Source organism: Croceicoccus sp. BE223 (assembly GCF_031457155.1).
In the GTDB taxonomy this organism is placed as follows: Bacteria; Pseudomonadota; Alphaproteobacteria; order Sphingomonadales; family Sphingomonadaceae; genus Croceicoccus.
The window spans coordinates 105,061-118,908 of sequence record NZ_JAVDWB010000010.1 but is presented as its reverse complement, the minus strand read 5'-3'; the positions used below and the strand labels follow the sequence as shown (position 1 = coordinate 118,908).

Sequence of the window (13,848 nt, the reverse complement as noted above, 5' to 3'; positions counted from 1 at the left end):
GAAAGCGCGCCGCTATTGCCTGATGGGGGCCTGACGGCGCGCGGGCTGCCGCTCTAGATCCGTTCGAGCGCGATCGCGGTCGCCTCGCCGCCGCCGCACCGAAAGGGACGGGTTTCCGTCGGTATGGGGATCGCGCGCGGGATCCTATTCAGGGACAAGCAGAAGAAAGACCGGAGCCAAGGATGCTGATCCTCCACGACGACTACCCCGTGCACCAGACGGCCGAGCCGCTGAGCTACATGGCCTCTTCCGAGCGCAACATGTATGCGCGCTACTGGTACAACGGCTACGATTTCAACGGCGAGTTCTATATCGGCGTGGCATTCGCGGCCTATCCCAACCGCGAAGTCATGGACGGCGCCGTTTCCATCGTTCGCAAGGACGGCACGCAGGACAGTTTCCGCGCATCGCGCCATCTGACGGGCGACCGCACGCAGCTTTTCGCCGGACCCATGCGGCACGAGATCGTCGAACCGATGCGCACGATGCGCATCGTCGTCGAACCCAACGACACCGGCTTCGAATGCGACCTCTGGTTCCACGCCAATTCGGTGGCGCACGAGGAGCCGGCCGATCACATGAAGCAGAACGTGCGCACCGTCGCCCAGATGAAGCGCTTCACCCAGTTCGGTCGCTGGGAAGGATACATCGTCGTCAACGGCAAGCGCACCGAGATCAGCGCCGCGACGACATACGGCACCAAGGACCGTTCGTGGGGCTGGCGCTGGACGGGTGAAACCGAGAAAGGCGTGAGCCGCGACATGCCGTCGCAGTTTTTCTGGCTATGGGCGCCGATCCACTGGGAAGAGCGCTGCACCCATTGGGGGCAGCACGAATACGAGGATTCCAGGCGCTGGAAGGAATTCGCGCAGATCTTCAGGACCTTCCCGATCAAGTCCGACTTCGACGTGCTCGACGAAAGCCAGGTGTCGGAAGCGATCTGCGGCGACCACCGCCTGCAATTCGCCAAGGGTAGTCGCATGATCAGGCGAGCGGAAATCGACACCCATTACAAGGACGGCCGCACCGAGACTTTCGTGCTCGAACCCCTGCTGCGCTACCACATGTACGGAACCGGCTATAACCACCCGGAATGGGGTCACGGCTTCTACAAGGGCGAGGAAGCCTACACGCTCGAACAGTTCAACATCAACGAAATCGACATCAACGCGCCCCAGTTCATGCACGTCCAGCACGTCGTCCGCGCGACCTGCGGCGACAAGGTCGGCGTCGGCGCGCTGGAGCAATATATCGTGGGACCGCACAACCGCTACGGCATGAAGGGCTTTCTCGACCCGCTCTGACCCGGCGCGCTGGCCGCCCGCTTCTCGCGTTGGATCTGCGCGGCCGGATCGCCCGGCCGCGCAGATTGCAGGCAGTCCGGAAGCTACATGTTCTTCAGCGTGTCGAGCTGTGCCCGATAAACGGCGCGCGACGGACCGTCCTGCTTGGCCACGAAGCCGCGCCGTTCCAGTTCGGCCAGGACGCGCTCATCCTCGGAAAAGTCGTAGTCGTAGAGGTCGCGCCCGCCCTGGTCGAACCATCGATAGGAATCGGCGAGCCCCTCGGCCAGCGTCATCCGAGGCTCCCAGCCAAACTCGCGGCGGATCTTGTCGATGCCGATCACCATCGAGCCGCGGCTCGCCTCGAGCCAATGAACGATGGGTGATCGCATGTCGGCGGGCAGGTCGTCGGGCATCTCGATGATCTCGGGCTCGACGCCGACCGCTTCTGCCAGGAGCCGCATGTAGTTGCGGATGCTGGAGAACTGCTTGCCCGCGACGTTGTAGACCTGCCCCTTGGCAGCGTCCTTGCCGAGCGGCGCGGCGATGCCCCGCGCGGCATCGCGGGTATGGATGAAGTGGACCATCGCCTCGACCTTGCCCGCAATCAGCAGGGGGCGGCCTTCCTCCAGCCGCTTGAAGGTCCCGGGTTCGCGGGTGATCGCCGGGCTCATCGGGCCGCAAGTGTGGGTCACGCGCAGCGCCGTATAGGGCAGCCCGTTCTCCTCGAACTCGCGCTGCAGCAGCCGCTCGCAATGGACCTTGCCCGCGGCATAGGCACCGTAGAGGGCGGTCGCGGCGTCGTCGCCGACTTGGTGGTCCTCGGCCACTGGCTGCGCCGCAGCCATCTCGTAGACCGCGATCGAACTGGTGAAGATGAAATGTTCGACGCGCCCACGAAAAAGTTCGATCATCGGTGCCAGCTCTTCGGGCGAGTAGGCGGTGTTGTCGAAGACCGCGTCGAAATCGTCCCGCCTCGGCCCCAGCAAGCCCTGTAGCGCGCCCGGTTCGTGACGCTTGCCGTGGATGCGCTCGACACTCGCTGGCAGGTCGGCTTCGTGGCTGTTGAACACGGTCACCTCGTGGCCCTGTTCGACCAGCTCGCGGACCAGTTGCAGACCGATGTAGCGGTTGCCGCCCATCACCAGGCATTTCATCGCGTCACTCCGTTGGGGCATCTCGCATCGCCCCTCATCGCCTATCGGAAAGTCTGGCCCAAGGGACGGGATTCCGTCGGTTTGGGACCGCGATCGGGCTGTTGCGCCAGTGTTAGCCGTGGTTTGTACCGACTGCCTCCACGAGCAAGTCGGTCGAGATGCATTCTCCGGCTCGAACGGTGGCACGATGACAGTCGTTCGGGCCAGGCGCGGTTTCAGTCCCCGCCGCTCCTTGCGCGCTGAACCCATGCGGCTAGCTCCTATCTCCGCGACCGATGGCAGGTACGCCCGTTGCACCAGGCCTGCTTCAATCGGCGAGGAAGCCGCCGTCCGCGGTGGGAGCAGTCCCGCATGGCATCGGCGACGAGCGCCAGCGGCTTCACCGTCGGATGCGCCGCCAGTTCCGCATCGCGCCCAGCGTGGAACGTGTTGTTGGTTCGGTACCTACCGGTATCACTAAGCCCGAAATTGTTGATCGGCGTCGCGTCGTTGACCATCCAGACGTAGATGAGCTCGTGCTGCGAGTGATGGAACGAACCCATGCCGCCCTTGGCCTTAATCCCATACCACGAGGTTCGTCATCGAACTTTAGACCGCATGCCCCGCATCGAGCATCTTGCGCTAGTGCCGCCAGTCCATGCACTGGAAATGGATCGCGCCGTTCACGCTGAACCGGCCGGAGAGATCGAACGCGCTGGTCAGGAACCCGGTGATCTCTTCCCGGTTCATTTCACCGGCTGCCGTCTAAAAGTCGCCGTGCTGCGTCCTGCCCTTTCCCGAGAACGCCTTGGTAGCCAGATTGTAGGGCTCATCTGATAAGACCATCTGCGCCCGGTCTTCGCCCATGAGAATGACGTAGCTCTCTTCCTGGAGGGCATCGCCGCAGTGCAGGCGATGATCGCCGAGCAGCCAGACATGGCCCGGGTGAGTGACCGGCGGGTGCTCGCCGACAGCATCGGCTGACCGGTCGCTCTCCTCCTCCTTCTTGACCAGCAGGTCGTCGATCTCGCTCACGGAGAACCCCGACAGCTCGATGCTGAAGTCCGTGTCGATGGTGAGGTCGAGCAGCTCGCCAAACTCGAGACGCAGGGCACCCTCGTTCCACACGCCGAGCGCTCGGGTCTGGTTCTCGGCGATCGCGTAGAGCCGCTTCTGCTCGTCGGTCATATGGTCGACGCGGATCGCCGGGACCGTACCGAGGCCAAAGTCCTTTGCCGCCAGCCAGCGGGCACGGCCGCAGATGGTGCGGTTCTCCTCATCGGCTAGGATCGGATTGAGGAAACCGAAGCGGGCGATCGACCCGCGGATCGCAGCCTTCTGGCGCGAACCATTGTGGCGCAGGATCCGCCCGGGCGGCTTTAGGGTGCCAGGGGCAACCTCGGTCACGGCGAGCGCGAGCGACGAATGCGGGTCGTTCGACTTCGCCGCGACGGGAGGGTGCAGGTTGGAGGTCTTGTTAGGGTTACGGGTCCGCTCGCGAACCGGTGCAGCATTGGCCATGACTGGCCCTTTCCTGATCCCGGCAGCTGGAACGGGGGCGCAAACGCCGAAAAGGGGCGTTTGCTGATGTTCCGGCTGCCTCCGGGACCGTGATCGGCCATCGGATGCTACGCACCGGGGCCGGGGCAAGGGGTGCGAGGCGCTAACTCACACAGCGGGCGCGGCATGTCAAGGCGAAATCTGTATTAAGACATTGTAATGCTTGACGAAAGATTTGCATCACGGGTTAGCCGAAGCGAACTCCGCCGACCGTAACTGCCTGACGACGGCCACGGGAACGCCGGGACTGCCGCTTATGTTACCGAAGGTGCGAGAGTGACTCCCGTTATTCGGATTCAGGGATCATGCCCGACCTTGGCAAGTGGTTCTTTCTCTTCGGAAAAGGCCGGTCTGGCGCGCAGTCCGCAGCGATTTTGGCCCCTGTTTTGTCGGGGTTATCAGGAAAGATGGTCGCGAACGGCCCGGAAATGGCGAACCCGTAGTGGCGGGAGGGTCCGCAGAGAAAGCCGAGCAGATCGGCCTCGGATTTCTCTGATCCGGGCCCTCTCCATTACGGACCACAGTCGCAAATGGCGCAGAACTGCGCCACTTTCGCGACGCTATCGGGATTTTCCCTGGGATGATGAGACTAGGTGGCGGAGCGGGAGGGATTCGAACCCTCGATACGGGGTTACCGTATACACACTTTCCAGGCGTGCGCCTTCGACCACTCGGCCACCGCTCCGCATGCCTTTCGGCAGAAGGCGCGCGTTAACCGCAGGGCGGGCGCAAGGCAAGGCACTCGCTCGGCCTTTTTTGCCTTGCCCACAAACCACAGCGCGGCGGCGGTATGGCCCGTCAGACGACGGCGGCGCCGTTGTCCAGTCGTTCGAAATACCTGGCCATCGCGCCGGCGGCCTTGTCGCTCAACTCGATGAAGGCCCGGCGCCGATCGATGGGGTCGCGAACGCGGTCGAGCAGCCCGGCCTCCGTCATCTGACCGATCCAGCGCAGCGCCGTCGTGGGCGGGACGCAGGCGGCGATGCACAAGCTCGACACGCTTACCTGTCTGCCCTCCACCTTGCTCGCGGTCAGGTCGAGGAGGATATCCCACGCCGGATCGGCAAACAGGCCTTCGTCGAAAAAGCGGGCGCGCAACTGACGCTGACGAATGATTTCCCGCACCAGCGCGGCGCGCGGCAGGGCATGGGCCGACGCTCCGCCCAGTGGCCGAGCAGGAGCACTCGGCGCCATGTATTCGAGCGAAGGCGAGCGGACCGCGCGGCTGTCGTCCTCTCGCTCCCCGGGCAGCAGGTCGTCGGTCCCGGCAAAGCCGTCCATCTTGCGAGCCAGCATCTGGACCTGTTCGGTCAGGCGGACAAGCGCGAGACGATCTTCGCCGGAGAGTTCATGGACCGAACCGACCGGTACGCGGGCGAGCGCGCTGCCGAGCGCAAGGGCCCGGTCCGCATCACCGGGGGCGACGAGAATCTGCGCATCCGACTGATCGAGGCAGCCGAACACCGCATCGAGCCCGCCGGGCGAGGTCGATACGATCAACTGGCTGCTGCAGCGCGCCGCGCGCATATCGAGCCGGGCCAGCGCGGCAAGGAGCGCCGCCGACGGATCGGGTGCGTCGACGAGGACGATGTCGCCGAGGACCAGTGCCTCTTCGCCCAGCAGATGCGCGACCGGTTCCGCCTGCCTCAGGACCAGCCCGCCTTCCAGCGCCTGGTCCTCCAGCCTGGCGCGCAAGGCCGGGCGATCGGCAAAGATCGAAATGCTGGCCGCTGCCGAAACGCCAGCCCCAGCCGCATCGCGCGCCTGCGCGTCGGGCGTCTGCTGCCCCTGATCGTCGTACCGGAACGCTTCTGCGACCTGCGCCATCGAATCGAACTCCCCTGTTCTGAGATGAGAACAGGTAAAGAACAAACGCGAAACAGGTCAAGTATGTTTACGATGCGTTCCGGATCGACATGGCGAATTGGGCCATCAGTCCATGAAGGGATCCCGCACCAGGATCGTGTCCTCGCGCTCAGGGCTGGTCGACACCAGCGCGACGGGAGTCTCGATCAGTTCCTGCACGCGCTGGATGTACTTGATCGCCTGAGCCGGGAGGTCGGCCCACGAACGCGCGCCCGCGGTCGTGCCCTTCCAGCCTTCCATCTCCTCGTAGATCGGCTCGACCTTGGCTTGGTCGCCGGCGTGGCTCGGCAGGTAGTCGAGGATCTTGCCGCCGAGGCGATAGCCGGTGCAGATCGTTACCGTCTCGAACCCGTCGAGCACGTCGAGCTTGGTCAAGGCGATGCCGGTGACGCCGCTGATCGCGCAGGACTGGCGCACCAGCACCGCATCGAACCAGCCGCAGCGGCGCTTGCGGCCGGTGACGGTACCGAACTCGTGGCCCCGTTCGCCGAGCCGCTGGCCGGTCTCGTCTTCCAGCTCGGTCGGGAAAGGGCCGCTGCCGACACGGGTGGTATAGGCCTTGACGATGCCGAGCACGAAGCCGGTGGCGTTGGGGCCGAGACCCGAGCCGCTCGCCGCCGTTCCCGAGACGGTGTTCGAACTGGTGACGAAGGGGTAGGTGCCGTGGTCGACGTCGAGCAGCACGCCCTGCGCGCCTTCGAACAGGACGCGCGCGCCGGCCTTGCGAACCTTCTTCAGGCGCTTCCACACCGGCTGCGCATATTGCAGGACGAAAGGCGCGATGCCGCGCAAGTCTTCGATCAACTGCTCGCGGTCGATCGGCTTCTGCCCGAAACCGGCCCGCAGCGCGTCGTGATGCGCGCAGAGCCGGTCGATCTGCGGCCCGAGATCGTCGAGGTGCGCGAGATCGCAGACCCGGATCGCGCGGCGGCCGACCTTGTCCTCGTAGGCCGGGCCGATGCCGCGACCGGTGGTGCCGATCTTGCCCGAGCCGGCGGCCTGTTCGCGAAGGCCGTCGAGATCGCGGTGCAGCGGCAGGATCAGCGGGCAATTGTCGGCGATGCCGAAGTTTTCCTGCGTGATGGAGACGCCCTGCCCCTCCAGCTTCTCGATCTCCGCCTTCAGCGCCCAGGGATCGAGCACGACGCCGTTGCCGATCAGCGACAGCGTGCCGGTGACGATGCCGGAGGGCAACAGCGAGAGCTTGTAGACCTTGTCGCCGACGACCAGCGTGTGGCCCGCGTTGTGCCCGCCCTGAAACCGGACGACGGCATCGGCGCGGCTGGCCAGCCAGTCGACGATCTTGCCCTTCCCCTCGTCGCCCCACTGGGCGCCGATCACGGTGACGTTTGCCATGGATAGAGTCCTTCCCCCTGCCCGGTGGATCCGCTTCGCGCCCTTCGACAGGACTCGGCACGAGGGATGGACGTTCGGGCGGCGAAAGAGCTTCGCACCCCGGAGTGCGGGCGCGCGTTAGAGCGCATGCGCGGCAGGGTCAAGGCTCGTTTGGGAACGGTTTGTGCGCCCCGTTCCGGTGGATGAAAGGTTCGCTGCGCTAACCAGCCGCCATGACACGCAAGATCGTCTCGCTGCTCGCCTCTGGTGCCCTGCTGATGCCGGTGGCGACGGGCCATGGCGCGCTCGCCGCACCGGCGGTGCAGGCCGCCCCCGCCCCCGCAGCAAAGGTGGCGACGACACCGCCCGGGACGGTGCGCAAGGCCGCGTTCGGAGCGGCCGCGAAGAACGAGATCGCCTTCGGCGCGCATCCGCTGCAACGCATGGATTTCTACCCCGGCGCGAGCGCGACGCCCGGTGCACCACTGCCCACCATCGTCTTCGTCCATGGCGGCGCATGGGTCGGGGGCGACAAGTCCGATTCGACCGGCGCTGCCAAGATCCGCCACTACACCGAGGCTGGCTACAACCTCGTCAGCGTCAATTACCGGCTGCTGCCCGAGGTCGATCTCGAGGACCAGGCCGCCGATCTTGCCGCTGCGGTCGATGACCTGATGGCCAATGCAAAGACGTTGGGCGTCGACAAGCGCCGGATCGTGCTGATGGGGCACAGCGCCGGTGCGCATCTTTCGGCGCTGGTCGCCACCGACCCGTCGCTTCTCAAGGCGCATGGCCGCAATCCGGCCGACATCGCGGGCGTGGTCCTGCTCGATGGCCCCGCCTATGACGTGCCCGAACAGATCACCGATGTCGGCCCGCTGATCGGTTTCGGCTTCCAGGTCGCTTTCGGGGGCCGGACCGGTCGGCAACGCGCCCTGTCGCCCGCCTCGCACGTGGAAACACCCAATGCGGCGCGGTTCCTTTTGCTCCATGTCGAACGGCCGGATTCGACGCGGCAGGCGCGGATCTTCGCCGATGACCTGACGCGGGCCGGGGTCGACGCGCAGGTCATGGCCTTTCCCGGACGCGGCATGGAGGGGCACAACATGCTGAACGCGATGCTCGGCCGCGTCGATTCGCCGGCGACAGTGCCGGTCGACACGTGGCTGGCGGAGACGTTCCGACGCGCGGGCTGACCCGCTGGAGTTCAGAGAGGCTGCGGGCCGTCCGCGCCGAGGACGTGGGTGCAGCCCAGCGCCGCGGCCTCATCGTCTTTCGATAGCGCGGCGACCGTGCTCCACCCGATGGTGCGCAGGCGCGCCGCCGCATCGGCGTCGTGGCCCAGCGGCAGGAACAGCTTTTCCGCCCGCACCGATCCGGCGCGACGTTCGATCAGCGGATCGGGATAGAGCGAGAAACCCGTCGCCGCCTCGTCGTGCCCGCCTTCGCTGGTGACGCGATAGGTGCCGCCCCGGCCCAGCGCTCCGCGCACACCGGAGGCATAGATCATGAAGCCGAACCACGACTGGTATTCGAAGCCGTGCCGCTCGGTCGGGTCCAGCGTCAGCCGCGCCGCGCCCCCTATGCGGGCGGCGATCTGCTGCAAGGCCTCGATCCGGCTGGAAAGCGCCTCACCCCCGTCGATGGCCTTCAGCTTGGCGATGGCGGCATCGAAGGGGCCGGTCGCGTAAAGCAGGGGCAGATAGGCCGCGCCGCCCGCCGCCTTCAGCGACCCGGCGTCCTTGGCATCCAGTTCGCGCCGCACGGCGTCGACCGCGGAAGGATCGAGCGGGAGAGCGCCCGCGGCCAGCGTGTCGACAAGGTCGGGCAAGGTGAAATCGACCGAGATGCCTTCGCCGCCAGCGGCCTGCAGCGCCTCGATCGCGACGGCGACGGTTTCGGCGGCGGCGGCGACGGTGTCGGTGCCGATGATTTCGGCCCCCACCTGCAACCGCTCGCGCTCCGGCTCCAGCCCGTCGCCCTTCAGCAGCAGCACCTGCCCGGCATAGGACAGGCGCAGCGGGCGAGCCGCGTTCTTCAAGCTATTGGCGGCGATGCGGCCGACCTGCACGGTCATGTCGGACCGCATGGCCAGCGTGCGCAGGCTGGCCGGATCGACGAAGCGCACCATTCGGCGGCGCTCGGTGCCCTTCATCCGGCTGGCGAGCGAGCGTTCGAATTCGACCATCGGCGGCTGGACCGGATCGTAGCCGTGGGTGGCCATGACATCGCACATCGCGCGCGTCACGCGCATGGCTTCGGCGGCAAGCGGCGGCAGCCGGTCGCTCAGCCCTTCGGGCAACAGATCGTAAGTCATGTCCTGCATCGCGAGGCGCCTCTTAGCCACGCCTTGCGCGCTTGTCGAATGGCTATGACGCGGGGTTGGTCGTCGCTTGTCCGCCCCGCCGCCAGATCGTGTCGTAGATCGCGAACCGCGAACGCGAATGGTCGATGAACCGCTTCTCGTCGACGATGGCATCGATTTCGACCGACGGCTGGCTCATGATCTCGAACCCATGCTCGATACTGTCGAAGTAGGATTCGGCCAGCCCGTCGAGCGTCTCCCCCTCGCCGCTCACGCGCGCCTTCAGCGCGTCGGTCGCGGCAAGGTCGACATGGTTCTGGCGATATCGCACGCCGGGCACCTCGACCCCGAGCTGGGCATGGACCCCGAACCAGGCCTGCATGAAGCCGGGGCGATCGAGCGAGGGCAGGCGGCGCAGCGGCATCGTGCAGAACACCGGGCCGTCGCCGGTGGTGATCGCCACCTCGCGCCCGACGAGAACCTCGCGGTCGACCAGCGCGTCCGCAAGCGCGTCGGCGAGCGCGGCGGCGGCCTGTTCCATCGCGCCCCGATCGGCGTCGTCGGCGACCAGCAAGAAGGCAAGGTCGAACGGCGGGAGCGATGCCGCCATCAGGCGGATGTGCGCGATCTCCGGGAAATCGACGATGCGCGCACCCAGCCGCGCATCGATCGCCGGATCCAGCCCGGCGACGATGCCTTCCGCGGCATGGACCGCGCGGCCCAGCACGTCAGCCGCGTCGGCCCCATCGGCGAAGCGGGCGTAAAAGGCGACCTTGGGCCGCCCGATCGCTTCGGCCATGCCCTATTCCGCCGCCTCTGCCGTGGCGCGGGTGGCGACGGCGGGGATCTGGCAGGCGGTGTTGGTCGCGTCGAGCACCGCGAACATGCGCCCGATGCCGACAAACTGCGCGACATCGAAGCACAGCTCGACCAGTTCCTTTTCGCTGAAGCTGCGATGCAGCCGCGCGAACATCGTGTCGTCCACGCCGAAGTGGTCGAACGCCATCTGCTGGCCGAATGCGATGGCCGCCCGCTCCCGTTCGTCGAAGAGCGGCGAGGTTTCCGCGTTCGGCAGGGCCGCGATCATCTCCTCGGTCAGCCCTTCGTCGAACGAATCCTGGTATCGCGAGCCGAGGCAGTTGGGGCACTGGTTCACTTGCGCCACGGCAAAGCGTACCAGTTCGACCAGCTTGCGGCTGAGCAATCCGTCCATCTGCAGGGGCCAGTAGAACGCGCCGAACGATTTCACGATGTCGGGCCGGTGCGCGATGGCGCGAAGCGCCGTCGTGTCGCCGACCAGTTCGGCCATGTGATCGACCATCCCCGCCATCTCGGGGTCCATCTCGTCCTTTTCGAGCAACCGGATACGCGCCATGTCACTTCTCCCAACTGTTATGGCGCGCAGTCTATGGCACGCCGCCGCGCGGCCCGACTGCGACAATGGACAGTGCACCGGATAGGAAAAGGGGCCGGCGCATCGCTGCACCGGCCCCATTTCCAAACGTCCCTGCGGGATCGGAAAGACGCTGTCAGAAGCTCAGCGCCTTCACCGTCTTCACGCCTTGCGCGTCGCAGATGGTCTTGAGCACCTGTTCGGGAATCGCCTGGTCGACCGACAGGAGCAGCACCGCCTCGCCGCCGGCTTCGCGACGGCCAAGGTGGAAAGTGCCGATGTTGATGCCGGCCTCGCCCAGGATCGAGCCGATGCGGCCGATGAAGCCGGGTGCGTCCTGGTTGACGATGTAGAGCATGTGGCCTTCGAGATCGGCTTCGATGCCGATGCCGAAGATGTCGACGAGGCGCGGCTGGCTCTTGCCGAAAAGCGTGCCGGCCACGGTCTTCTCGCCCTGTTCGGTATCGACCTTGATGCGGATCAGGGTGTTGTAGGCCCCGTCCCGCTCGTTGCGGATCTCGCGCACTTCCATGCCGCGCTCCTTGGCGAGGAACGGCGCGTTGACCATGTTCACCGTGTCGGAATAGCGGCGCATCAGCCCTGCCAGCACCGCGCCGGTGATCGGCTTGATGTTGAGCGTGGCGGCGTGGCCTTCCACCTCGATGCCGATGCGGGTGAGGTTGCCGTGGGCCAGCTGGCCGACCAGGCTGCCCAGCTTTTCGGCCAGCGCCATGTAGGGCTTCAGCTTCGGCGCTTCCTCGGCCGAGAGCGAGGGCATGTTGAGCGCGTTGGTGACGCCGCCGTTGACGAGGTAGTCCGAAAGCTGTTCGGCCACCTGCAGCGCGACGTTCACCTGCGCTTCGGTGGTCGAGGCGCCGAGGTGCGGGGTGCAGATGAAGTTCGGCGCGCCGAACAGCACGTTGTCCTTCGCCGGCTCCACGGCAAAGACGTCGAGCGCGGCACCGGCGACGTGGCCGCTGTCGAGCATCTCGCGCAGCGCCGCCTCGTCGATCAGCCCGCCGCGGGCGCAGTTGACGATGCGCACGCCCTTCTTCGTCCTGGCAAGATTTTCGCGGCTGAGGATGTTCTTGGTCTCTGCCGTCAGCGGCGTGTGAAGCGTGATGAAATCGGCGCGGGCGAGAAGCTGGTCGAGCTCGACCTTCTCGACGCCCATCTCGATCGCGCGCTCTGCCGAGAGGAAGGGATCAAAGGCGATGACCTTCATCTTCAGGCCTTGCGCGCGGCTGGCGACGATCGAACCGATGTTGCCCGCGCCGATCAGGCCGAGCGTCTTGCCGGTGACTTCGACGCCCATGAAGCCGTTCTTGGGCCACAGGCCGGCCTGGGTCTGCGCATTGGCCTCGGGGATTTGGCGGGCGAGCGCCATCATCATCGCAATGGCGTGTTCGGCGGTGGTGATCGAGTTGCCGAACGGGGTGTTCATGACCACCACGCCCTTGGAACTGGCATAGGGAATGTCGACGTTGTCGACGCCGATGCCGGCGCGGCCGATGACCTTGAGGTTGGTCGCGGCGTCGAGGATTTCCTTCGTCACCTTGGTCGACGAACGGATCGCGAGACCGTCGTAATCGCCGATGCGGGCGATCAACTGTTCGGGGGTTTCGCCGGTGATGACGTCGACGTCGCAGCCGTTCTCCTCGAAGATACGGGCGGCGTTGGGGTCCATCTTGTCGGAAATCAGAACGCGGGGCTTGCTCATCTCAGCCTCCTTGAAAATCATGATGTCGGGGTGTCCGGCGGGCACGACCGCGCCCGCCGGTAAACGTGGATCAGGCCGAAAGCTTCTCGCGGGCCCAGTCGAGCCACGGGCCGAGCGCCTCGATATCCGCGGTATCGACGGTCGCGCCGCACCAGATGCGCAGGCCCGCCGGGGCATCGCGATAGCCCGCAATGTCGTAGGCGGCGCCCTCGTCCTCGAGCAGCTTGGCAAAGGCCTTGATGTAGGCCTCGTCCGCGCCCTCTACGGTCAGGCAGACCGAAGTGTTGGAACGGATCGCCGGATCGGTCACGAGATGGCCCAGCCAGTCTCGCGCCTCTACGATGGCGTTCAAGGCCGCCGCATTGGCATCGGCCCTTGCGCGCAACGCGGCAGCGCCGCCGATGTCCTTGCCCCATTCGAGGCTGAGGATCGCGTCTTCGACCGCCAGCATCGACGGGGTGTTGATCGTCTCGCCCTTGAACACGCCTTCGGCCAGCTTGCCCTTCGACACGAGGCGGAAGACCTTCGGCAGCGGCCATGCGGGCGTGTAGGTTTCGAGCCGTTCGACGGCGCGCGGACCGAGGATCAGCACGCCGTGCGCGCCTTCGCCGCCGAGCACCTTCTGCCACGAGAAGGTGCAGACGTCGATCTTGGTCCAGTCGATCTTCTGCGCAAAGACGGCGCTGGTCGCGTCGGCGAAGGACAGGCCTTCGCGGTCGGCGGCGATCCAGTCGGCGTTGGGAACGCGCGCGCCGGAGGTCGTGCCGTTCCAGGTGAACAGCACGTCGTTCGACCAGTCGACCGCGTTCAGGTCGGGGATGTCGCCATAAGGCGCCTCGACGATGGTCGGATCGATCCTGAGCTGCTTGGCCGCGTCGGTGACCCAGCCCGCGCCGAAGCTCTCCCACGCCATGGCGGTGACGGGACGAGCGCCCAGCATCGTCCACATCGCCATTTCGAAAGCGCCGGTGTCCGAACCCGGAACGATGCCGATGCGGTGTGTCTCGGGCAGTTCGAGCAGTTCGCGCATCAGGTCGATGCAGTACTGCAGGCGCTGCTTGCCGAGCTTCGAGCGGTGCGACCGCCCCAGCACGCGAGTATCGAGTTTTTCGGGAGACCAAACCGGCGGCTTGGCACAGGGTCCGGACGAGAAATAGGGACGCTCCGGCAGCGTCGGCTTCGTATCAGTCATTTAAGACTCTCCTTGCAGAGAGCTCGCGCGGCGTTGGGACCGCGTGGCCCGTCGGCCG

The 13,848-nt window shown here is 66.1% G+C and carries 12 protein-coding genes and 1 tRNA gene; 2 read left to right on the top strand and 11 right to left on the bottom strand.

Going from position 1 to position 13,848, the window contains the following annotated elements:
* Positions 1-182: 182 nt before the first annotated feature.
* A complete protein-coding gene (locus J2X37_RS16400; protein WP_310023362.1) occupies positions 183-1,304 on the top strand; it encodes a hypothetical protein in 1,122 nt (373 codons plus the stop codon).
* Positions 1,305-1,387: 83 nt separating this feature from the next.
* Here the strand turns inward: J2X37_RS16400 and J2X37_RS16395 are convergent, their stop codons facing one another.
* From J2X37_RS16395 to J2X37_RS16370, 6 genes are all read right to left on the bottom strand, one after another.
* The gene (locus tag J2X37_RS16395) at positions 1,388-2,440 is read right to left on the bottom strand and encodes an NAD-dependent epimerase/dehydratase family protein (RefSeq protein WP_310023361.1); all 1,053 of its coding nucleotides are present in this window, start codon (positions 2,438-2,440) and stop codon (positions 1,388-1,390) included.
* 260 nt (positions 2,441-2,700) lie between these two features.
* A complete protein-coding gene (locus tag J2X37_RS16390) occupies positions 2,701-2,982 on the bottom strand; it encodes a hypothetical protein (RefSeq protein ID WP_310023360.1) in 282 nt (93 codons plus the stop codon).
* Positions 2,983-3,184: 202 nt separating this feature from the next.
* Positions 3,185-3,940 (bottom strand): ParB/Srx family N-terminal domain-containing protein, encoded by a 756-nt coding sequence (locus tag J2X37_RS16385; RefSeq protein ID WP_310023359.1) that lies wholly within the window; start codon positions 3,938-3,940, stop codon positions 3,185-3,187.
* A 633-nt stretch (positions 3,941-4,573) separates the two neighbouring features.
* Positions 4,574-4,664: transfer RNA gene (locus J2X37_RS16380), tRNA-Ser, on the bottom strand.
* A 113-nt stretch (positions 4,665-4,777) separates the two neighbouring features.
* Positions 4,778-5,806, bottom strand: coding sequence for a winged helix DNA-binding protein (locus J2X37_RS16375; protein WP_310023358.1), 1,029 nt, complete (start codon positions 5,804-5,806; stop codon positions 4,778-4,780).
* A 105-nt stretch (positions 5,807-5,911) separates the two neighbouring features.
* The gene (locus J2X37_RS16370) at positions 5,912-7,201 is read right to left on the bottom strand and encodes an adenylosuccinate synthase (RefSeq protein ID WP_310023357.1); all 1,290 of its coding nucleotides are present in this window, start codon (positions 7,199-7,201) and stop codon (positions 5,912-5,914) included.
* 212 nt (positions 7,202-7,413) lie between these two features.
* On the opposite strand from J2X37_RS16370, the gene J2X37_RS16365 reads away from it, so the two are divergent.
* Entirely contained in the window at positions 7,414-8,376 is a 963-nt protein-coding gene (locus J2X37_RS16365) for an alpha/beta hydrolase (protein WP_310023356.1), read from the top strand.
* Positions 8,377-8,387: 11 nt separating this feature from the next.
* Here the strand turns inward: J2X37_RS16365 and J2X37_RS16360 are convergent, their stop codons facing one another.
* The 5 genes from J2X37_RS16360 to J2X37_RS16340 form a co-directional block, all read right to left on the bottom strand.
* Positions 8,388-9,506, bottom strand: coding sequence for an ATP phosphoribosyltransferase regulatory subunit (locus tag J2X37_RS16360; RefSeq protein WP_310023355.1), 1,119 nt, complete (start codon positions 9,504-9,506; stop codon positions 8,388-8,390).
* A 43-nt stretch (positions 9,507-9,549) separates the two neighbouring features.
* On the bottom strand, positions 9,550-10,284 hold the full coding sequence (locus tag J2X37_RS16355; protein ID WP_310023354.1) for an EthD domain-containing protein: 735 nt from the start codon (positions 10,282-10,284) through the stop codon (positions 9,550-9,552).
* A gap of 3 nt (positions 10,285-10,287) precedes the next feature.
* Positions 10,288-10,860, bottom strand: a complete 573-nt coding sequence (locus J2X37_RS16350) for a carboxymuconolactone decarboxylase family protein (RefSeq protein WP_310023353.1) — start codon at positions 10,858-10,860, stop codon at positions 10,288-10,290.
* 154 nt (positions 10,861-11,014) lie between these two features.
* Positions 11,015-12,598, bottom strand: coding sequence for a phosphoglycerate dehydrogenase (gene serA, locus J2X37_RS16345; protein WP_310023351.1), 1,584 nt, complete (start codon positions 12,596-12,598; stop codon positions 11,015-11,017).
* Positions 12,599-12,668: 70 nt separating this feature from the next.
* On the bottom strand, positions 12,669-13,790 hold the full coding sequence (locus J2X37_RS16340) for a phosphoserine transaminase (RefSeq protein WP_310023349.1): 1,122 nt from the start codon (positions 13,788-13,790) through the stop codon (positions 12,669-12,671).
* Positions 13,791-13,848 lie beyond the last annotated feature (58 nt).

What these genes read in the sequence shown, in the direction of transcription:
- J2X37_RS16400 (WP_310023362.1), top strand. Translation starts at nt 183, where the DNA reads ATGCTGATCCTCCACGACGACTACCCCGTGCACCAGACGGCCGAGCCG.
- J2X37_RS16395 (WP_310023361.1), bottom strand. Translation starts at nt 2,440, where the DNA reads ATGAAATGCCTGGTGATGGGCGGCAACCGCTACATCGGTCTGCAACTG.
- J2X37_RS16390 (WP_310023360.1), bottom strand. Translation starts at nt 2,982, where the DNA reads ATGGGTTCGTTCCATCACTCGCAGCACGAGCTCATCTACGTCTGGATG.
- J2X37_RS16385 (WP_310023359.1), bottom strand. Translation starts at nt 3,940, where the DNA reads ATGGCCAATGCTGCACCGGTTCGCGAGCGGACCCGTAACCCTAACAAG.
- J2X37_RS16375 (WP_310023358.1), bottom strand. Translation starts at nt 5,806, where the DNA reads ATGGCGCAGGTCGCAGAAGCGTTCCGGTACGACGATCAGGGGCAGCAG.
- J2X37_RS16370 (WP_310023357.1), bottom strand. Translation starts at nt 7,201, where the DNA reads ATGGCAAACGTCACCGTGATCGGCGCCCAGTGGGGCGACGAGGGGAAG.
- J2X37_RS16365 (WP_310023356.1), top strand. Translation starts at nt 7,414, where the DNA reads ATGACACGCAAGATCGTCTCGCTGCTCGCCTCTGGTGCCCTGCTGATG.
- J2X37_RS16360 (WP_310023355.1), bottom strand. Translation starts at nt 9,506, where the DNA reads ATGCAGGACATGACTTACGATCTGTTGCCCGAAGGGCTGAGCGACCGG.
- J2X37_RS16355 (WP_310023354.1), bottom strand. Translation starts at nt 10,284, where the DNA reads ATGGCCGAAGCGATCGGGCGGCCCAAGGTCGCCTTTTACGCCCGCTTC.
- J2X37_RS16350 (WP_310023353.1), bottom strand. Translation starts at nt 10,860, where the DNA reads ATGGCGCGTATCCGGTTGCTCGAAAAGGACGAGATGGACCCCGAGATG.
- serA (WP_310023351.1), bottom strand. Translation starts at nt 12,598, where the DNA reads ATGAGCAAGCCCCGCGTTCTGATTTCCGACAAGATGGACCCCAACGCC.
- J2X37_RS16340 (WP_310023349.1), bottom strand. Translation starts at nt 13,790, where the DNA reads ATGACTGATACGAAGCCGACGCTGCCGGAGCGTCCCTATTTCTCGTCC.